Here is a 21,246-nt window from a genome sequence, read left to right on the forward strand (position 1 = left end):
TAGGCTGGAAGTCATTGCAGTCCTTTTTCCCATCAATATTTAAAAGGAGCCAAAATGCAGGTTGATTGGCAAGGGGTATACCCAGCGGTAACGACTCAATTCAAAGAGGATTTCTCTATTGACCATCATGCTAACGGAGAAATGCTTGATCGACTGATTAATGAGGGAGTCCACGGGATTGTCGTTTGTGGCACAGTCGGAGAAAACTGCTCGTTGAGTAGTGCTGAAAAACGCGCGGTCCTTAAGCACGCCATTGAAGTTGCTGATGGGCGAGTACCGGTGATATCGGGAGTTGCTGAGACCACAACGGCAGCAGCTGTTGCGTATGCAAGAGATGCTGAGGCACTTGGTATTTCTGGCCTAATGGTGATGCCAGGAATGGTTTATCGATCCACAGAGAGAGAGGCGATTTACCATTATCAAACAATAGCCAGAGCAACCCAATTGCCCGTCATGATTTACAACAACCCAGTCTCATACGGGGTTGACTTATCGGTTGAGGGCATGGCGTCATTGGTCGATGAACAAAATATTGTTGCGGTAAAAGAGTCGACAGAAGATACCAGGCGGATCAGTGAGCTTTATACTGCGTTTGGTGATCGTTTCATCGTGTTTAGCGGCGTCGACGATGTGGCCTTGGAGTCGTTAATGCTCGGCGCTACCGGGTGGATCTCAGGACTCACTAATGTTTTTCCGAAAGAATCTGTAGCAATTTACAATTTGGCGATGCAAGGAAAGTTCGAACAAGCGCGAGAGTTGTGGCGGTGGTTTTTACCGCTATTGCGCTTGGATACCGTGCCGACTTTGGTTCAGTGTATCAAGCTCGCCGAACAACTGGCGGGCCGGGGATCTGAACGAGTCCGTGCGCCAAGACTTCCTTTGCAAGGTGCCGAAAGAGCACACGTTGAAAAAATTTATAATCAAGCGATAGCGACTCGCCCGAAAGTTGAATAGCAATGATTCAATACACAGTTTTTGTGTGTTTTCAGCCAGTTTCAAGTGGTGACGTTTTATTTCGAGGTCAATCGATATGACTAAGCACAAAATATTTTTAGCAGGGGAATGGCGCCAGGCTGATTCAGAAGCTTGGTTTTCTCCCTACAACCCAACTACGGGACAGCCAATTGAAGACAGCTACCCTGTATCGAGTTGGCAAGATTGCGAAGTCGCTTTAAAAGCGGCCAGTGAAGCTTTCGAGCAGCTAAAGACGCTTGGCGAAAATAAGCGGGCATTATTTCTCGATGCATATGCAAATAATATTGAGGCAAACAAAGATGCGCTTGCCGAGATAGCCCATCAAGAGACCGGCTTAGCGGTGGTTCCGCGTCTCTCTGAGGTGGAGTTATCACGCACCACCATGCAATTAAGAGAGGCGGCTAACGCAATTAGACAGTCTAGTTGGCGAAACATTGTTATCGACTTTGCCAATAACATTCGTAGTTGGCTAGAGCCGATCGGCCCAGTTGTGGTTTTCGGTCCAAATAATTTTCCGTTCGCATTTGGCAGCATTTCTGGTGGGGATTTTGCTGCGGCAATTGCGGCTGGTAATCCGGTAATTGCTAAAGCGCACCCGAGCCATCCTGGAACAACTCGTCTATTTACTGAGCTGGCACAACAGGCGGCAGTCAGTGTGGGTCTGCCGCTAGCAAGTATTCAATTAGTCTATGCGATGTCGCCAGAGAACGGTTTAAAGTTGGTTTCTGATCAGCGGACAGCCGCGACAGCGTTTACCGGATCCAAAAAGGCTGGGTTAGCTTTGAAAAAGGCCGCAGAAGATGCGGGAAATTTAATTTATCTGGAAATGTCGAGCTTAAACCCAGTTATCTTGTTAAAGGGGGCGCTCAGTGAGTCGAGTGAATCGATTGCGGACGAATTTACTGCGAGCTGTACCATGGCTGCCGGACAACTTTGCACTAAACCGGGATTAGTCTTTGTCCCCAACAGCGAGTTGGGTGATATATTTATCGCCCAAATTAAATCCCGCTTTGAATCGGCACCCGTTGCGACCTTGTTGTCTCCGGACTCGGCAACAAATATCGCGAAAACATCGCGAGAACAAATTAGGCTTGGTGCCAGAAGGTTAACGGACTTGTCCTCAGAAGAGGGAGAGCGTTTTTGCAACAACAACTTGTTACTCTCAGTCGAGGGTGAGCAGTTTTTACAAAATGTAGAAATGTTTCAGGCTGAGATGTTCGGAAATGCGGCTTTAGTGGTCCGTTATCGTGAAGTCACTCAACTGGTAACGATAATCAATAAAATGGAAGGTAACCTGACGGGTTGCATTTATTCTCACTCTCAAAATATTGATGAGTCTGACTATCAGTTGCTTGAACCATTATTAAGACAAAAAGTGGGCAGAATTCTAAATGATAAAATGCCAACTGGCGTCGCTGTTTCACCTGCAATGAATCACGGCGGACCATTCCCTTCAACCGGGCACCCTGGGTTTACCGCGGTTGGCTTACCTGCTTCAATACAGCGATTTGCCGGACTTAAATGTTATGACAATGTGCGCCAGTCACGGTTACCTGATTTGCTAAAAGATACACCCAAGCAAGAAGGAATCTGGCGTCATATTGATGGGCAATATCAACAGACTGAAGACTCGACTAAGTAAAATAAGATATTGAGTTTTTGATTGGGTCGGCACAAATGAGAATTTATTGGCGTGACTAAACTAACAATTATTGATTCCCATACCGGTGGTGAACCAACTCGCACAATTGTTTCCGGTGGCCCAGATTTAGGTACTGGTTCGATGGCTGAGAGAAAGCAAGTTTTTGCGGAAAAGTTTGATCATTTTCGACGCGCTCTAGTGAACGAGCCACGTGGTTCTGATGTTATGGTTGGCGCTATCCTTTGTGAGCCTGCAGATTCAAGCCACGCTGCAGGTGTCATCTTTTTTAATAATGTCGGCTACCTCAACATGTGTGGTCATGGAACCATTGGCGTAGCTGTCACGCTCTATCATTTGGGAAAAATTGATTTAGGAAAGCATATTCTCGAGACTCCTGTCGGTCTGGTCGAAATCAATCTTTTGGAGCCCACTAAGGTCAGCATTGAAAATGTCGCTAGTTTTCGTACCCGAAAAGATGTCGAAATCGAAGTGCCACACTATGGGGTTATTACAGGAGATGTTGCATGGGGAGGAAACTGGTTCTTTCTCATCAAAGCGCATAATCAACGAATTGGTCTCGACAATACCACGCGACTCATCGATTTTTGTTCACAAGTGCGTGACACGCTTAATCAGCAAAATATTACTGGCGACAATGGCGCGGAAATCGATCATATAGAATTATTTGCTGAACCTACCAACGAATCCTTAGCAGATAGTCAAAACTTTGTTTTATGTCCTGGGCGAGAATATGATCGCTCTCCTTGTGGTACCGGCACTTCTGCTAAGCTGGCCTGCCTTTATGCCGATGGGCATATTAAAGAAAATGAAGTTTGGCGACAACAGAGTATCATTGGCAGTATTTTTGAGGGCGCTGTGACTATTCGTGACGGCCAAATCGTGCCAACGATTAGCGGAAGCGCTTTTGTTAACATGCAGGCTGAAGTTTTGTTTGATCCAAACGATCCCTTTCAGTTTGGATTTTAATATTTAGTCAATACGCTCAAAGGCTCGGCTGCAATATCGTTCGATCAAAAATACCGCGATTGAGTTTATTCGGGTAAAATAGCCAGAATGATAAACTGGGTCACTATACAATATGCCTTGGCTTCAACTAAGACTTAATACAACGGAAGAATTTGCGGATACTATCGGTGATGCCTTGATGGCAATGGGAGCGCTATCCGTTACTTTAATGGACGCAGAAGATATTCCCATCCTAGAACCGGCACCTGGTGAAACCCCACTCTGGCAAAATATTCAAATGATGGTTTTGTTTGATGCGCAAACCGATACGGATCATTTGCTTTGCGCTTGGAGAGAAAATACTTTATCGCAGCATTCTCAAGATGAAAAATTCGAGTTACTAGAAGATAAAGATTGGGAAAGAGAATGGATGGACCGCTTTGAACCAATGAAATTTGGTGAAAGGCTCTGGATTTGCCCAAGTTGGAAACCGATTCCGGACCAAACTGCGGTTAATGTCATGCTTGATCCTGGTCTTGCATTTGGTACTGGAACACATCCAACTACCGCGTTGTGTCTGAACTGGCTCGACTCGTTAGATTTGCAGGGAAAAACCGTAATCGATTTTGGCTGTGGTTCTGGCATTTTAGCAATCGCTGCACTCAAGTTAGGGGCAAAAACAGTTTATGCGGTTGATATCGACCCTCAAGCAATTCTTGCGACCGAGGAAAACGCAAAGCGCAACGATGTGTTTGACGAGCGACTAGTGATCGGCAAGCCAGAAGCCATTGAGGGCGTGGTCGTGGACGTGATCGTTGCGAATATTTTAGCTGGTCCTTTGGAGAGCCTTGCACCGCAAATTTCCGCACATTGCGATTCTCGTGGTAAACTGGCGTTGTCGGGATTACTGGATTCCCAAGCGGAAGCAATAAGCCAGACTTATGCGCAATGGTTTGAAATGGACCCTCCGACCTTTAAAGACGAGTGGACTCGTTTAAGTGGTACTAAAGTTGTTGGTGTTTAAATTGGCTAAGTAGCCATATGGGGAAACAAAAGTCGCGATTGGACAAAGCATCTTGTTGAATCGAAAAGACAGCTGAGAAAACAGGTTAAAACACAATACAATAATAAGGACAAGGAAACAGACGGTGACAGATAATTCACAATATACCCGTTGCCCACAATGTAAAACTGCGTTTAAGGTCAGTGAAAAAATGCTGGCTATGGCACATGGCAAGGTTCGTTGCGGTGCATGTTTAGAAGTATTTCAGGCAACCGACCATATTTTGAAGCCTCGCTCTTCAAGCCAGGCAGTAACTCCAAGTTCGCTCACTCAAGCGACTCTAACTCAGTCTCAATCGGCGACAACTTCATCGATAGCGTCGCCTACTGGCTATAGCGAGGTAAAGCCTGATGAGTCTCCGATTTCAGATTGGCAATTGCCTGATGCGAAAGCGACCAAGCCTACTCTCGATTTTGAACCGGCTGAGTCACCAGAGTCAGAGAATATCGAGCATCAATTAAATAGCGAGAAGAGTGACTCAGACTTCACTTCGCTCGATCATACTGAAGTCAGTGATACTGATGTAGAAAATGCAGACGTCACTGAGACCCATTTAGATGACATAGACGTCGAAGGTGAGCAGGTCGATCCTGAAATTTCCTTAAACGAGGAGTTTGAAGATGCTTTGGACGATCCTCTGCAAGATGAAGAAGTTGATATTGCCGAAGAGTCATTGGGGGCCGCTGTCGATGAACCGGACTTAAGTGCCTTGGATGCTGATCACTTAGTTGCGTCGAGAGATGAACTCGAAGATGAACACGGCCAGCCGTTGAGTGAACAGGACGATTCTAACCTAGATGAAGTCCTTGCGCGGATGGACTCCGTTGAGGAGTCGTTAAATGAGTCGCCATTAACCGAAGCGGATAATCCAGAATTTGAGCCAGAGCTTGAAGAGCAGATGGAAACATACGCTGCTGATCAAGCGGTTGAAAGCGACTTGTCTATCGACGAAATGATCGATGAAGCATTTGCCGACGATCCGGACATTTCCGAGCAATTGGTTGATGAGCAAGCGCTTGAGCAAGGAGGCTTGGATGATTTTGAAGATGGGGGATTCGTTGAAAGTGACGTTACTGATTTTGATGAATCGTTAGATAGTGATCAGTTGGCGCTGGCTGACTCTCAAGAGTTAGAAATCCTTTCCGATAATTTAGCGGAGCAAATCCACGACTCGGATGTTGAGCCCGACCCGCTAGAAGAATTTGAGGAGCGAGTCGAAAAGAAAAAAACGAGTTTGAGAACATTAATGTTAAGTGCCGTAGTACTCGGTGTTTTGGGCTATTTATCGGTAAATTTTTGGAGTAACCGCCAAACCCTTGCCTATGATGAAACTTGGGGAGGGCTCACTCAGACACTCTGTGGTGCATTGCCCTGTGACATTCAGCCGCGCAAAGATACTAATAGGATTTCTTTGCAACAACGAATAGTTACACCGTCCGAAACGCAAGAAAATTTTCTTGATATCAAAATCGTCTTAGTCAACCAAGCGAACTTTGCACAAGCCTATCCAGAAATTACCATTGATTTCACCAATGAAAACGATCAAGTGGTTGCGGTGAAGCAATTTAATGTCAGTGAATATTTCCCGGAGAAGCAAGGCCAATTAATGCCACCGAATGCTGAAATTCATATCGCTTGGACAATTGAACAGCCACATCCAGAGGGGCTCGGGTTTAGGTTTAGTTTCAATTAAATAGAATCTTAAGCCCTAAAAAACAAGACGATAATAGTTTTTTATGCAGAATGTTGTAATCCTGTTTCCCTTCAGTGTTCGCGGTTGTTGTGTGCCCGAGGTAGCCAAATAGCTGATTTATTAGCAAAATCTGAAATGCAAGCTTTTATTTGTCATAAAGGCGTAAAAAAAACATAAAAATTACGCGACTTGTCGTTTTCTTCCCGTTTGTAAACGTGTAAAATCTGGTGCTTTCTTGACCAGCCCCAATTTTAAGTAATATTGATTATAGGTTTCCAGAATGAAGATTGGTCCTCATATTTTGGATAACAATCTGTTTCTGGCGCCAATGGCGGGGGTAACGGATTTACCGTTTCGTCGCTTATGTAAATCAATGGGCGCGGGAGTTGTGGTTGGGGAGATGGTTTCTTCCGATCCTTCTCTTAGACAGTCAAGAAAAAGCCAATTGAGGTTACGTCACGACGGAGAGCCCGGACTGCGAATTGTTCAAATTGCAGGGGGTGATGCAGAAATGCTCGCTGCCGCTGCCGAGTACAATGTGCAGAACGGTGCCGAAGTCATTGATATCAATATGGGCTGTCCAGCTAAAAAAGTTTGTAAAAAAGCGGCAGGCTCTGCGCTGATGAAAGATCCTGAGTTAGTCGATGAAATTCTTAACGCAGTGGTCGCAGCGGTAGATGTTCCGGTAACACTGAAAATACGAACTGGCTGGGACCCAGAGAATAAGAATGCGCTGCTAATTGCAAAATTAGCAGAAAATGCAGGCATTCAATCACTTGCGGTGCATGGTCGTACTCGCGCGTGTAAATATTTTGGTGAAGCTGAATACGAGACTATCAAACTTGTCAAAGAGGCAGTGTCGATTCCAGTTATCGCTAACGGTGATATCGATTCGCCACACAAAGCCCGGCAAGTACTTGAGTACACCGGTGCAGACGGTTTGATGATCGGTAGAGCCGCGCAAGGTCGTCCTTGGATTTTCAGGGAAACCTTGCACTTTTTAGAAACCGGGGAACTATTGCCGGAAATTCATCTTGATGAAGTGGAACATGTCTTACTTTCGCACGTCGCAGCGTTGCATGAATTTTATGGTGAAATTCAGGGAGTGAGAATTGCTCGTAAACACGTTACTTGGTATGTAACGAACGATGAGCATTTAGCGAACCACCAAGACGAGAAGAATTTTCGACAGTTATTCAACCAAATTCAATCGGCCGAAAAGCAACTGAGCGTTTTAGCCGAGTATTTTAAACAAAGAAAAATCGAAAAGGCACAAGTGGCATGAATTTAGATAACGTTGAAACATTAGAACAAAAAGAAAGCGGTTCTTTTGAGATCTTAAATCAACAAACAACTTTAAGAGAAAGTGTAGAGTTAGCAATGAAAAACTACTTTGCACAGTTAGAAGATGAAAAACCTTCTGACATTTACGACTTGGTTATGGCTGAAGTTGAAGCGCCACTGATGGAATGTGTCATGGCATTCACTCAAGGGAACCAAACTAAAGCGTCGCAAGTACTGGGTTTGAACCGTGGTACTCTTCGTAAAAAATTAAAGATGTACGGCTTAAACTAAGCGGTATTTTATTGATTTTGGCAAAGCGGGCGAGAGCCCGTTTTGTCGTTTGTGGAAGCATGAAAACGGATTTTATATCAAGCGGTTCTGGATTGATAAAATCGCCTGGCGATTTAGATTATCGGGACTATTATTATTGCACTGCATAGCTGACGATTTGGAATAAGAGAGTAACATGAGTTCAATTCGACCCATCAAACGCGCACTCATTAGCGTATCAGACAAAACTGGTGTTTTGGAGTTTGCCCAAGCTTTAGCCGCTTCGGGCGTCGAGATTTTATCAACAGGTGGTACTGCGAAATTGTTAATGGAAAACAATGTACCGGTCAAAGAGGTTTCCAGTCATACCGGGTTTCCTGAAATGATGGACGGTCGGATTAAAACACTCCATCCGAAAATTCATGGCGGAATCCTCGCGCGACGTGGGCAAGATGAAGCGGTTATGGAAGAACATGGAATCGGTGGGATTGATCTGGTTGTTGTTAACCTATACCCATTTGAAGCAACCATTGCAAAAGACGATTGTTCATTAGTCGATGCCATTGAGAATATCGATATTGGTGGTCCAACTATGCTGCGAGCAGCAGCTAAAAACCACAATGATGTCGTGGTTGCAGTTGATCCTGCTGATTATCCGCAGGTGATTGCTCAGCTCGAAGCAAACAACGGTACAGACTATTCACTTCGATACCGTTTAGCTTGGAAAACATTTGCGCATACCGCAAAGTATGATGCGGCTATTTCAAATTATTTAGGGGCACGCTTAGACAACTTGGATGAACCACAAGAGTTTCCCGAGTCGTATTCCGTGCAATACCAAAAAGCGCAAACTATGCGCTATGGAGAAAATCCGCATCAATCAGCAGCGTTTTATGTGGAAGCTAATCCACAAGAAGCATCCGTTGCTACTGCAACACAAATTCAAGGTAAAGCGTTATCATTTAATAATGTTGCTGATACTGATGCCGCACTAGAGTGCGTAAAGCAATTTGATGCACCGGCTTGTGTTATCGTTAAACATGCGAATCCATGTGGTGTCGCGGTAGATGAAAATATTCTTCAGGCCTATGATCGCGCCTTTCAAACTGATCCTACTTCTGCGTTTGGCGGTATCATTGCGTTTAACCAAGCGCTGGATCATGAAACAGCCAAGGCAATTATCGATCGGCAGTTTGTTGAAGTCATTATCGCGCCGATGGTATCTGAGCGTGCCAAAGCAGTAGTCGCGGCGAAACAAAATGTTCGTTTATTAGAATGTGGTCAGTGGGGCGCTCCGATCACAAGTTGGGATTACAAGCGTGTTAACGGTGGTTTGTTAGTTCAAGAGCGCGATTTAGGTGTTGTGACTCAAGAAGACCTTAAAATCGTTACTGAAGTTAAACCGACTGAGCAACAAATTAAAGATCTATTGTTCTGCTGGAAGGTTGCGAAAAGTGTTAAATCAAATGCGATAGTTTATGCTAAAAATGAACAAACCATTGGCGTTGGTGCCGGTCAAATGAGTCGTGTTTACAGCGCAAAAATTGCTGGGATAAAAGCTGCAGACGAAGGCCTAGAAGTTAAAGGGTCAGTAATGGCTTCTGATGCGTTCTTCCCGTTCCGAGATGGAATCGATGCGGCCGCAGAAGCCGGCATCAGTGCAATTATTCAGCCAGGTGGTTCGATGCGAGATCAAGAAGTTATTGATGCTGCTAATGAGCATAAAATGGCAATGGTGTTTACAGGAATGCGTCACTTTAAGCACTAATTTTTTCGTCTTTTTAGCCCTCTTCGAAAGCAGAGGGCGTTGAATTTTAATTGGATAACAAAAATGAAAGTTTTAATCATTGGTGGTGGCGGTCGAGAGCATGCTTTAGCTTGGAAGGCAGCACAATCAGATAGTGTCGAAACGGTATATGTAGCACCGGGCAATGCGGGAACTGCGCTGGAAAATAAATTAGAAAATATTGATATCGGCGCAGAGGATATCGCGGGTTTATTGAATTTCGCCAAACAGGAAAACATTGACTTGACCATTGTTGGTCCAGAAGCGCCATTAGTGCTCGGCGTTGTCGATCAGTTTACTGCCGCTGGTTTGAAATGTTTCGGGCCAAGCAAAGGCGCAGCACAGCTAGAAGGCTCAAAGGCATTTACTAAAGACTTTTTAGCGCGTCATAAAATTCCAACAGCTGCATATGGCAACTTTACTGAGATTGACGCGGCAAAAGCCTACGTTGAAGAAGTCGGCACGCCTATCGTCATTAAAGCTGATGGCTTGGCTGCAGGAAAAGGCGTTATTATTGCCAACTCTCAAGACGAAGCCTTTGCAGCAATTGATGATATGCTCGCTGGTAACAAATTTGGCGATGCCGGTCATCGTGTCGTCGTTGAAGAGTTTTTAGTTGGCGAAGAAGCAAGCTTTATTGTCATGGTTGATGGGAAAAATATTTTACCATTAGCGACCTCTCAAGATCACAAAGCACGTGATAACGGTGATACTGGACCAAATACCGGTGGCATGGGTGCGTATTCACCGGCGGCAGTTGTTACTGATGAAATGCACGCTAAAATCATGCAACAGGTGATTGTTCCAACTGTGGAAGGAATGGCGGCTGAGGGACATCCCTATACCGGATTTTTATATGCAGGAATTATGATTTCTCCAGAAGGTGTACCAAAAGTCTTAGAATATAATTGTCGATTTGGTGATCCAGAAACTCAACCGATTTTATCGCGCTTAAAATCGGATTTGTCGCAACTTTGTCTGGCCGCATTAGAGGGAAAACTCGATTCTGTGTCTTGTGATTGGGATCCAAGGTTTGCCGTTGGGGTTGTTATGGCCGCTGGCGGTTATCCTGAGAGCTACCCAAAAGGTGATGAAATTAAAGGGCTTGAAAACGACATTCAAGATACCAAGGTTTTTCATGCTGGGACTAAAAATGAAAATGGTAAAGTGGTCACTGCGGGTGGCCGAGTGCTATGTGTCGTCGCATTGGGTGACAGTGTGACGGCTTCACAAGCTCTCGCTTATGACCGAGTAAAATCTATCGACTGGGACAAAGTCTACTATCGTACTGATATTGGTCACCGCGCAATTGCACGTGAAAAATAATATTACATTAAAGCGATACACAAATTAATTTTGGTGTATCGCTTTGCTCCAGTCCTTTTGTTATCATCCTTAGCGCAATCAAACTAAATAGTTTGTTAGTCAATTTATTGCCTATATTCAGTTTGTTTGGCTATATCCGTTGATAACCAAATTGTTTGGAGAAAAGCTTGAGTAGTCACGAAAAAATTCATTTAGTCGAAGGTGAGTTTTATCATTTATTTGGACACTCATTGGCAAAGAATGCCAAGCTTTTCTATAACGCCAGAAATTATGACTCTTTTCTGAAAAATTTTCGCAAGTATTTTTCAAAGTACCTCGATGTTTGGGCTTATTGCTTAGTACCCAATCACTTTCATTTTATGGTGCGAGTTAAGCTGAAAGTTGATACAACGATCGTTGAGATCTGGCGAGAGTTTTCGGACGAGTTTTCGGCAATGATTAATAAGCAAGAAAATCGTCTCGGTAATCAATTCCAAAAGCTTCCGCAATTTTTACATATTAAAAACAAATCTCATCTGTTACCGATGGTCAAATACATTAATTACAACCCGGTTCATCATGGGTTAGTTGAGAAGCCATCAGATTGGCGATATAGCTCTGTTGCGCGTACTTTTAGTGATAAGAAACTCCACGTAGAGGTCAACAAATTAATGAGTATTTTTGAGCAAGGAGATAAATTTGACCGATTTCTTTATGACACCGAAGAGTTTAAAGAAATTGAATACTGCATCGTTGAATGATATTTTTTATTGTTGCGTGACTGAAACTTGTCGCCTTTGCAATGACCATCAATGAATTCCTATCAATCGATGCCCTTCAACCAATGCCGTTCAATCATTGCCCCGCAAGCAATGCGCTTCAATCAATCTCCCTCAATCAGCTCCCACTCAATGAGAATGAACTGAGATAAGCCCCGTATATAGCAATATTAATCGTTGAGCTGAAGGAAACTAGGGCTTTCTCCGGTGAGCAACATCGACTCAAAAAACGCTAAAGTTTATTAAAGTTAAGCTTATTAGTATTAAATTACGGTTTCCCTGTCGATTCCGCGCTATTATTAGCAATGACACTGGTTTAGGCACGCTAGAAAATAAAAAATATCTTCGCAAAGTTTATGACGGATCCACTCATAGGAAAAATCCTCAAAGACGCATATCAAATTCAGCGAGTGCTCGCGGATGGCGGTATGGGCATGGTCTATATCGCTGAACAGCTAAGCTTAGGACGTCAGGTCGTTTTAAAGGTGTTGCGCCCCAACTTAGTCGATGATGACTTTGCCGAGTTATTCCTCAGAGAAGCGCGTATTAATAGCCAGTTAAATCATCCTAATGTAGTGAGCGTGTTTGACTTTGGAAAAACGGACGATGATATCGTTTTTTTAGCGATGGAATATTTAGATGGGCAAACCATTGGTGACATTGTCAAAGCGCAAGGCGGATTGTCTCTGGCGAAGTGTTTGTGGGTAATGGAACAAGTCTGCAGCAGCGTGCATGCTGCGCATAAAATGCATATCGTGCATCGTGATATCAAACCCAATAACATTATGGTGAGCTCAGTTTCTGGTGACACCGTGGTTGCCAAAATCCTTGATTTTGGGATTAGCAAGCCATTAGAAGAGCGCGATTTAAAGCATACTCGGATGGGGACCGTAATGGGCACGCCAGGGTACATTGCCCCAGAACAAATATCGGGTGAGCAAGATATTGATACGCGCGCCGATATTTATGCTTTGGGAGCTGTACTTTATTTTATGTTAACCGGTCGGGCGCCCTATGAAGGAAACAGCGGTGAAGTGATAATGCATAAACAATTATCAGCATTGCCTGAGCCATTGTCGCAAAGCGATGTAAAAGATTCTGATGCCATAGTCTTGCAGCCAGTGATAGAAAAAGCGATGCAACTCGGGCGTGAGCAAAGATATCAGGATGTGAATAGTTTTTGGACTGATATAACCGAGTATGCTCGTGGTGAAAAATCCAAGCCGATACAAAAATCAACCGCAGCAGGAGAAGCGACGAGATACTATTTTGTCTATCGGGGAGAGCTGGCGCAAGGAGTCTCTCAACAACAAGCCAGTTTGAATTTTCATAAAAACTTTGGCTACAGCAGTAAGCAAATCGCGAAGCTTTTTAGCGGTAAACCAATTGTTGTGCGAAAAAATATTAGCTATGAAAAGGCGAATGCTATCGCGGAGAAATTTAAACTCCAAGGGGCTATAGGAAAAATTGAAGAGATGCAGGATGCAACTCGAATTGTGACGCGACCCGGAAAGATCACTAGTACCTTGCCATCAGTTAGCCGATTAGAAGCGATATCATTAGCTGACATAAAAGCTGCTGCCGACAAACTAGAGTTGGAACAGCCAGGGTTTGAAAGAGACGAGTCGCCCTCAAAGATTAATGCGCAATCTATTTCTAATGTTTCACTTAGTATCGCCAATAAGACTTCAACTCAATCAAACTTTGCCAGAAATTTAGTGGTCACTTTGGCAATTGTCACAATTATTAGTGCTAGCGTATGGCTGTATATGCCTTGGCGTTATCAAATGCTTGATTTCTATCATTACTCGATTCTGGAGAACCCCATTCCGAGGGGCGTTACAAGCGAAAGAATTGATATCGGAATGAGTGCCGCGTTTTCGGGAAGCGCACGTGAAATTGGTCATTCCATGCGAACCGGTATTAATGCTTATTTTCAATATATTAATCAGCAAGGCGGGATCCACGGACGCCAGATAAAGTTAGTTGAGTTAGATGATGGGTATGAGCCGCAACGTGCTCTAGCAAATATGGATTCTTTGCTCGATCCACAGTTGGGAGCCTTTGCGCTTCTCGGCAACGTGGGGACACCCACAGCAAAAGCGATATTACCGGTGCTATTAGATAATAAGACTATCGTATTTGGTACATTTTCAGGCTCGTCAATATTAAGAAACAATCCACCAGACCGCTACGTTTTTAATTATCGGGCGAGTTATGCCGACGAAACTTCAGCTTTAATTGATTACTATACTAATGAGTTAGAAATCCCGGCAAGTCGCATTGCTATTTTTTTTCAAAATGACAGTTATGGTTTAGCGGGAGTCCATGGCGTTGAAACTGCGCTGCATAAAAAAGGGATCTCACATGACTCTATTGTTAAAGCAAGTTATGAACGTAACACGGCTCAAGTCAGTGATGCCGTCGAGTTATTATCCGCCCCTGAGCAATCGATAGATGCAATTGTAATGGTTAGTACATACGCTGCCAGCGCAGAGTTCATCAAACAAATGCAGCTAAAAGGCTACCAAGGGAAGTTTGCCAACGTGTCATTTGTCGGCTCAACAGCGCTCGTTGAGCGTTTACAAGAAATCGGCGTTTCTGGTAACGATGTTTTAATTTCTCAAGTGGTACCGCCATTTAATTCTTACGCGACTGGTGTTTTAAAGTACAGGGAACATCTCAATGCTTATTTTCCGGGTGAAAAACCTAACTTTATCTCTTTAGAAGGTTACATCGTCGCACAAATATTTTGTGAAGCGCTAATTCGGGCTGGGCGACATTTGGACACTGAAATTGTGGTTGAGGCCTTGGAGTCAATCAAAGATTTTGATCTCGGTATAGGCTCGCCAGTTAGTTTTAGTCTCTCTAACCATCAGGGTAGCCACCGAGTCTGGGGAACGAAAATTGACACAGAGGGAAATTTTGAATTAGTTGAGTTGCGGGAATAGCCAATTCACTGATTAACACTTTGCTGCCAGTTTTAGCTCACCAATAGCACCATCGGCCTAGTGCTTGCCGACAAATCCCTCTTTAACCTATTGATCCGTAACTTAAATGTCCCGATATGAGCAATCTTACAGCAAAGTATGTCAGAGATTATAGATTCTTACATTTTCCCCTTTGCCTTTGACTGTTGAAAAGAGGAATATTAATTCGCGTTGAATCTCTTGGCGGGGTTTAATGCAATTTAATACTGCTTAAAAACGATAATAATTGGTTAATTAACGACCATTTTGGACCATATTTATACTTTTGCACCTTTGCTGTGCGAGTTATAGATAATAAAACGAAAGCTAATCAATTAGACACTAGAATAAACTACATTCTCAAAACTAGAGGTGGAAACAATGGAAAGACGTGATTTTGTCAAGCTCTCCTGTGCCGGCTTTGGCAGCATGATGTTACCCATTAACGGTAATATTGTGACTGCAGCGGAACTACTTGACCGACCAATGGATGTTGCAATGAAAAAGCAACTCGCCGATGTGGCACTTAACGCTGCAAAATCAGTAGGTGCAACCTACGCAGATGCGAGAATCGGCCGGTATCTCAACCAGTTTATTACTACCCGAGATAAAGTTGTTAATAATGTTGTTAACACTGAGTCTGCTGGGATCGGTATTCGAGTCATTGCAAACGGTACTTGGGGATTTGCCTCCACCTCGATTATGACCCCAGAAAGTATTGCTCAAACTGCTAAAGATGCGGTGGCTATTGCGAAAGCAAATTCAAAGTTTCAAACCGAGCCTGTCCGTTTAGCGCCAGTGAAAGGTTACGGAGACATCAGCTGGAAAACGCCAATTGTTAAAAACGCATTTGAAATTCCGGTCAAAGACAAAGTTGATATGCTACTTGAAGTGAACAATGCAGCGTTAACGAATGGCGCGAATTTCATTCAATCGATTTTGTTTTTGGTGAATGAACAAAAATATTTCGCTTCAACCGAAGGTTCTTATATTGACCAAGATGTTCACCGATTGTGGGCTCCGTTCTTTGCAACGGCGGTTGGTAAATCAGGCTTTAAACAAAGAAGTGGCTTAGGCAATCCTGTCGGTATGGGCTTTGAGTACCTAGACGGCAAGAAAGAAGATAAAGTTTATGTTCAAGGTGCGAACGTAGGCTACAACAATTCTTATGATATGGTTGAAGATGCAACCAACGCGGGTAAAGAATTACAGAAAAAACTTAAAGCGAAATCGGTTAAACCGGGTAAGTACGATCTTGTACTCGACCCCGCCCACTTAATGCTCACGATCCACGAGTCTGTTGGACATCCACTGGAACTTGACCGAGTCTTGGGTTATGAAGCTAACTTTGCCGGTACAAGTTTTGCGACGCTGGATAAATGGAAGAGCAAGAAATTCCAATATGGCAGCGATATCGTCAACTTGTTTGCGGATAAAAATCAAGCTTATTCATTAGGTAACGTTGGTTACGATGACGAGGGTGTGAAAACCAAAGAATGGGATCTCGTTAAGGATGGTATCTTAGTTAATTACCAAGCAACTCGTGATCAAGTTCACATGATAGACCAAAATGAGTCTCACGGTTGCTGTTACTCGCAAAGCTGGCGAGATGTTCAATTCCAGCGTATGCCAAATGTGTCACTACGTCCAAATGCGAAAGAAGATTTAAGTGCTGATGACGTTATCAAAGATGTAAAAGATGGTATCTACATTGCTGGACGTGGCTCCTTTTCAATCGACCAACAACGTTACAACTTCCAGTTTGGTGGACAATTGTTTTATGAAATCAAGGACGGCAAAATTGTCGACCAGATTGAAGATGTTGCTTATCAATCTAATACTCAAGAGTTTTGGAACTCCTGTACTCAACTTGCCGGTAAATCTGACTACCGTGTTGGTGGTTCATTCTTTGACGGTAAAGGACAGCCATCGCAAGTTAGTGCTGTTTCTCATGGGTGTCCAACGACTCGATTTAATAATATCAACGTACTCAATACTAAACGTCGAGTTTAGTTTGAAGAATGACAGAATAAGATTAGATGAGGTGAACAATGTCAATTGTAACTGAAAAAGAAGCGAAAGCGATTTTAACCAAGGTTCTCGCATTCTCCAAAGCTGACGAGTGCGAATGTAATTTAAATGGTCAATTAAGCGGTAATGTTCGTTATGCCCGCAATACAGTCACAACGGCTGGTCAATTGAGTGATATGACCTTAGCTGTGCAGTCGAGTTATGGCAAAAAAACCGGCGTTGCAACGATTAACGAGTTTGATGATGCAAGCTTGGAAAAAGTAGTACGTCGAAGTGAAGAGCTTGCCAAACTGGCGCCAGACAATGATGAATATATGCCAATTCTCGGCCCGCAAAAATATGCGAAAACTAAAACTTATTTCAAATCGACAGCTGATGTGACTCCGGAGTATCGAGCCAAAGCTGCTGATGACAGCATAACACCGTCAAAGAAAAACAAACTTATTGCCAGTGGGTTTCTCAATGACCAAACGAACATGTTAGCGATCATGAATAGTAAGGGATTGTTTGCTTATAACGTCGGGACAAGCGTGAACTTTTCGGCAACTATCCGGACTGAGGATGGTCGTGGTTCCGGTTGGGTGACTCGTGACTATTCTGACGTCAATAAAATGGATACGGCAACCGCTTCAAAGATTGCTATCGAAAAATCAATGGGCTCGGTCGATGCGAAAGAGTTAGAACCGGGTAAGTACACTGTTATTTTGGAGCCAGCTGCAAGCGTGCAATTACTGGCAAATATGGTCGGTAGCATGGGCCAACGAACAGCGGATGAAGGAAGAAGCTTCCTCAGCTACAAGCCAAAAGAAGGCGAGAAAGACGCGCCAAAAAATAAACTCGGTATGAAAATGTTCGATGAACGAGTCAATATTTATTCTGACCCAAATCATCCAGAAGTGCCGACCGCAACTTTCGCAGCAGATGGGCATCCTGTCGCTAAGACTCACTGGGTCAAAGACGGTAAAGTTGTTAATATGCCTAACTCTCGCTACTGGGCAGAGAAAACTGGCTCTAAATATATGCCAACAGCGACCTCTGGAAGTATTGGTCTTTTTGGTGGTGGAACGCAGTTCATTATGGATGGAGGCGATGAAAGCCTTGAGGAAATGATCAAGAATACTCGTCGTGGTATCTTGGTGACTCGACTTTGGTATATTCGTCAATTGGATCCACAAACCTTGCTGTATACCGGTTTGACTCGCGATGGTACTTTTTTTATCGAAGATGGAAAAATCAAATATCCGATCAAGAACTTCCGCTTCAATGAAAGTCCCATTGTGATGCTAAATAATATTGAGTCGCTTGGAAAACCGGTACGTATTAATGGTGCTATGGTTCCACCAATGAAAGTGAGAGACTTTACTTTCAGTAGTTTATCTGACGCGGTTTAATAGACGGCATACTGCAATAAATTTTAGGTTATTGATTAAATGCAGTATCAAATACTAAAGTAACAAAGACTAGTGAGGCGCATTTTTGCGCCTCACTATTTTAAAACTGAACGCTGATTGCAGAAAATTAGTCGGTTGTAATCAGTAAGCCGTCAATAGCAAGCCGTCAATAGTCGGTAATTAAAAGTCAATAATTGGTATTAAGTAATAGGCACTAGGTAATTCAGTCCGTTGAAACGAAGAAGTTGTTTAAAAAAGTTGGCGCTATCGAGTTTGGTTGCAGGAGCAATGCCTCACACTTTGTTGGCTGCGAGCAATCAAGACTTTGATTTTTATTTTACTCGACTAAGTTATGAATCGGGTAACTGGGATGTTGATGAAAGGATGCCTGCTAATATCCTTAATTCTCTGATTGAATACACGACGCTTAGAGTTGACATCAACGAGCGAATCATTCCATTAGCCGATCCGGCTATGCTTAATTCTCCTTTTTGTTATATGGCTGGACATCGACTGGTAGAGTTCAATCATGCCGAAAAAGAAAATTTTGAAACCTATGTGAGAAATGGCGGGTTTGTCTTTGTCGACGATTGTAATCACGATATTGATGGTGTTTTTGCGCGAACGTTTGAAGCTCAGATGGCTGAAATTTTTGGCGAAAAAGCCTTACAAAAAATCCCCAACGACCACCCTATCTACTCTTCGTTTTTTGAATTTGATGGGCCGCCGGATACAGGTGTTGAGCTCAACGGCTGGGGAGATGGCTTAGTGCATGACTATTTGAAAGCGATAGAAATTGATGGTCGTATTGGCGTTTTATACAGCAACAAAGATTTAGGTTGTGAGTGGGATTACGACTTCAGAAATAAGCGTTTTATGTATGAAGACAATACTCGGTTTGCGGTCAATATTGTGATTTACGCGATGACTTCATAGGATTTTGTACTAATTATTATTTTTATCTCATTAGGTTGAAGCGCTAATTACTGAGTGTTAAGAATCTCGAGCTAACGACTAAAACTAGCAAGGGAACGTTATAAAACCTCACCTGCGATTACCACTCGAGATGACTTCTGAAAGGTGACTAAAGGTTAAAGGTAAACTAAACAGGCGGCTTGATTAATCAGGTTATTCTTATTAATTAGAATTTATAATTCGAGTTACAATGACTGAACAACAAATTAAAGAAAAGTTAGCGCAACTGACCGAGGTTACTGACGAAATTGGTAAAGTGATTGTCGGTCAAAGACAAATAATCGAAGAGATATTAATTAGTATTCTTGCGGGTGGACATTGCTTACTCGAGGGGGTACCTGGCCTAGCAAAAACGCTGATGGTGAGTACTTTAGCAGAGACACTGGAATTAGAGTTTCATCGAGTCCAGTTTACGCCTGACTTAATGCCAAGTGATATTGTTGGTACAGAAATTTTAGAAGAAGATCACGCTACTGGTAAGCGCTTTTTTAAATTTCAAAAAGGTCCTGTATTTACCAATATTTTACTTGCAGATGAGATAAACCGCACCCCGCCAAAAACACAAGCGGCATTGCTTGAAGCGATGCAAGAGAAACGTGTGAGCTACGCAGGTACTACTTACGAATTACCACGGCCATTTTTTGTTTTAGCAACTCAAAATCCGGTAGAGCAATCGGGTACTTATCCCTTACCTGAAGCGCAATTAGATCGGTTCCTTATGTTCGTGCGTGTTGATTATCCAAGTGAAGCTGAAGAGGTTGAAATCTTACGCAGAACAACCGGACAGTCTTCGGTTAAACTACGTGCTCTTTTAGATGACGAAACGATAGTAGGTTTACAGCAATTAGCTCGAAGTGTCGAAGTTTCCGATGCAATGTTAGGGTATGTTGCTCAGTTAGCTCGGGAGACTCGTCCAGCGACTACTCAAGTAGAGACAATTAAACAATACGTCCGTTGGGGGGCTGGTCCTCGAGCAGGGCAAGCATTAGCGCTTTGCGCCAAAGCTAAAGCGTTGTTATCCGGGCGTTACTCTGTGACGCTTGACGATATCGCTTTTGTTGCGCCGGCGGTGTTGAGACACAGAATACTCCTTAACTTTCAAGCAGAAGCGGATCGAATTTCGACGGATAGTGTAATTGATGATCTCATGAATACAGTTGCAAAACCATCGACAAAACTCAGTTAGATTAGCAGTGGTCGGAAAATTTCATGGAAAAGTACATTGATCCGAAAACTCTCGCGAGAGTAAAAGACATGCCTCTTATAGCTAAAACGGTGGCTGAAGGCTTTTTGCATGGCTTACACTCGAGTCGACAACGAGGTGTCGGTATCGAATTTAATCAATATCGCGCTTATGAGCCTGGTGATGAGCTTAGCCGAATTGATTGGAAGCTCTTCGCTCGAAGTGATCGTTATTTTGTTCGAGAAGCTGAGCGCGAAAGTGAAATTCAAGTTTGGTTTTTGCTTGATGCTAGCGAATCGATGAAGCAAATGTCCCTATCGAACCAAGCCAGTGATTGGAATAAGTTGGAGTATGCCAAACATTTAATCGCCAGCTTGTCATACATTGCGCAAAAGCAAGGTGACTTAATTGGGTTGATAGGAATGTCTAAGCGTCATTTATCTTTTTTACCGGCAGGAAATGGTGAACGGCATTGGCAGAAACTATTAAGAGAACTAGTTAGGATAGAAAGCAATGAATCTTTTCCTTCACTTGATCTCATTCGAAATTATATCGAACGGTTACAAAAGCCATCATTGGTTTTTGTCTTGAGTGATTTTTATCAGAGAGAGGATGAAATCACTCGAGTGATTAAAAAGTTAGGAAGCGGACTGAGTGAGGTCGTCGCTTTACAAATGGTTTGTGAAGACGAAATGAACTTCAATTATAAAGGTGCTGTAAGGTTTAAAGATCTTGAGACGCATGAAGAGGTATTAGTATCAGCCGGAGCTGCTCGGGATTCCTATCTTAAAGCGCTCGACGACTATCAAAAACAATTAAAAGATAAACTCCTTAAGAGTCAGATCAACTGCTCGTCAGTTAATATCGATCAACCTCTCGATTATGCCTGTTATGAATACCTCAAGCAAAGACAAAGAGTTTCTTGGTAATCAGT

Annotated in this window: 16 protein-coding genes and 1 pseudogene; all 17 read left to right on the plus strand. The window is 43.2% G+C overall.

The features are described from left to right. Nucleotides 1–54 precede the first annotated feature (54 nt). The 17 genes and pseudogenes from dapA (at nucleotide 55) to FLL45_RS19565 (ending at nucleotide 21,241) form a co-directional block, all read left to right on the plus strand. Entirely contained in the window at nucleotides 55–954 is a 900-nt protein-coding gene (gene dapA / locus FLL45_RS19490) for a 4-hydroxy-tetrahydrodipicolinate synthase (RefSeq protein ID WP_142943725.1), read from the plus strand. Between the two features lie 76 nt (nucleotides 955–1,030). Beyond that, entirely contained in the window at nucleotides 1,031–2,617 is a 1,587-nt protein-coding gene (locus FLL45_RS19495) for an aldehyde dehydrogenase (NADP(+)) (protein WP_142943726.1), read from the plus strand. Between the two features lie 51 nt (nucleotides 2,618–2,668). After that, nucleotides 2,669–3,604 carry a proline racemase family protein gene (locus tag FLL45_RS19500; protein ID WP_185964560.1) on the plus strand — a complete coding sequence of 312 codons (936 nt, stop codon included), beginning with the start codon at nucleotides 2,669–2,671 and terminating at the stop codon, nucleotides 3,602–3,604. A 112-nt stretch (nucleotides 3,605–3,716) separates the two neighbouring features. Further along, entirely contained in the window at nucleotides 3,717–4,607 is an 891-nt protein-coding gene (gene prmA / locus FLL45_RS19505) for a 50S ribosomal protein L11 methyltransferase (protein ID WP_142943728.1), read from the plus strand. Nucleotides 4,608–4,731: 124 nt separating this feature from the next. Then, nucleotides 4,732–6,339: a zinc-ribbon and DUF3426 domain-containing protein gene (locus FLL45_RS19510; RefSeq protein WP_142943729.1), complete on the plus strand. Its 1,608-nt coding sequence runs from the start codon at nucleotides 4,732–4,734 to the stop codon at nucleotides 6,337–6,339. 280 nt (nucleotides 6,340–6,619) lie between these two features. Continuing rightward, nucleotides 6,620–7,624: a tRNA dihydrouridine synthase DusB gene (gene dusB / locus FLL45_RS19515; RefSeq protein ID WP_142943730.1), complete on the plus strand. Its 1,005-nt coding sequence runs from the start codon at nucleotides 6,620–6,622 to the stop codon at nucleotides 7,622–7,624. Beyond that, nucleotides 7,621–7,914: a DNA-binding transcriptional regulator Fis gene (fis, locus tag FLL45_RS19520; RefSeq protein ID WP_142943731.1), complete on the plus strand. Its 294-nt coding sequence runs from the start codon at nucleotides 7,621–7,623 to the stop codon at nucleotides 7,912–7,914. Before dusB ends, fis begins: the two co-directional genes overlap by 4 nt. Nucleotides 7,915–8,089: 175 nt before the next feature. Beyond that, entirely contained in the window at nucleotides 8,090–9,661 is a 1,572-nt protein-coding gene (purH, locus tag FLL45_RS19525; RefSeq protein WP_142943732.1) for a bifunctional phosphoribosylaminoimidazolecarboxamide formyltransferase/IMP cyclohydrolase, read from the plus strand. 63 nt (nucleotides 9,662–9,724) lie between these two features. Beyond that, nucleotides 9,725–11,005 (plus strand): phosphoribosylamine--glycine ligase, encoded by a 1,281-nt coding sequence (gene purD / locus FLL45_RS19530; RefSeq protein ID WP_142943733.1) that lies wholly within the window; start codon nucleotides 9,725–9,727, stop codon nucleotides 11,003–11,005. A gap of 167 nt (nucleotides 11,006–11,172) precedes the next feature. After that, nucleotides 11,173–11,745, plus strand: coding sequence for a hypothetical protein (locus FLL45_RS19535; protein WP_142943734.1), 573 nt, complete (start codon nucleotides 11,173–11,175; stop codon nucleotides 11,743–11,745). A gap of 374 nt (nucleotides 11,746–12,119) precedes the next feature. Continuing rightward, nucleotides 12,120–12,818 (plus strand): annotated as a pseudogene (locus FLL45_RS23230) (serine/threonine protein kinase); the annotation flags it as partial. Between the two features lie 81 nt (nucleotides 12,819–12,899). Further along, nucleotides 12,900–14,714, plus strand: coding sequence for an ABC transporter substrate-binding protein (locus tag FLL45_RS19540; RefSeq protein ID WP_425456691.1), 1,815 nt, complete (start codon nucleotides 12,900–12,902; stop codon nucleotides 14,712–14,714). Nucleotides 14,715–15,113: 399 nt separating this feature from the next. Continuing rightward, entirely contained in the window at nucleotides 15,114–16,745 is a 1,632-nt protein-coding gene (locus FLL45_RS19545; RefSeq protein ID WP_142943736.1) for a TldD/PmbA family protein, read from the plus strand. Between the two features lie 38 nt (nucleotides 16,746–16,783). Then, on the plus strand, nucleotides 16,784–18,154 hold the full coding sequence (locus FLL45_RS19550; protein ID WP_142943737.1) for a TldD/PmbA family protein: 1,371 nt from the start codon (nucleotides 16,784–16,786) through the stop codon (nucleotides 18,152–18,154). A gap of 231 nt (nucleotides 18,155–18,385) precedes the next feature. Then, nucleotides 18,386–19,090 (plus strand): DUF4159 domain-containing protein, encoded by a 705-nt coding sequence (locus tag FLL45_RS19555; protein ID WP_210247237.1) that lies wholly within the window; start codon nucleotides 18,386–18,388, stop codon nucleotides 19,088–19,090. A gap of 229 nt (nucleotides 19,091–19,319) precedes the next feature. Next, nucleotides 19,320–20,315, plus strand: coding sequence for an AAA family ATPase (locus FLL45_RS19560; RefSeq protein WP_142943738.1), 996 nt, complete (start codon nucleotides 19,320–19,322; stop codon nucleotides 20,313–20,315). A 23-nt stretch (nucleotides 20,316–20,338) separates the two neighbouring features. Continuing rightward, nucleotides 20,339–21,241 (plus strand): DUF58 domain-containing protein, encoded by a 903-nt coding sequence (locus FLL45_RS19565; protein ID WP_142943739.1) that lies wholly within the window; start codon nucleotides 20,339–20,341, stop codon nucleotides 21,239–21,241. Nucleotides 21,242–21,246: the final 5 nt, after the last annotated feature.

Origin of the sequence: Aliikangiella marina (assembly GCF_007004765.1) — a bacterium.
GTDB classification, from domain to species: Bacteria; Pseudomonadota; Gammaproteobacteria; order Enterobacterales; family Kangiellaceae; genus Aliikangiella; species Aliikangiella marina.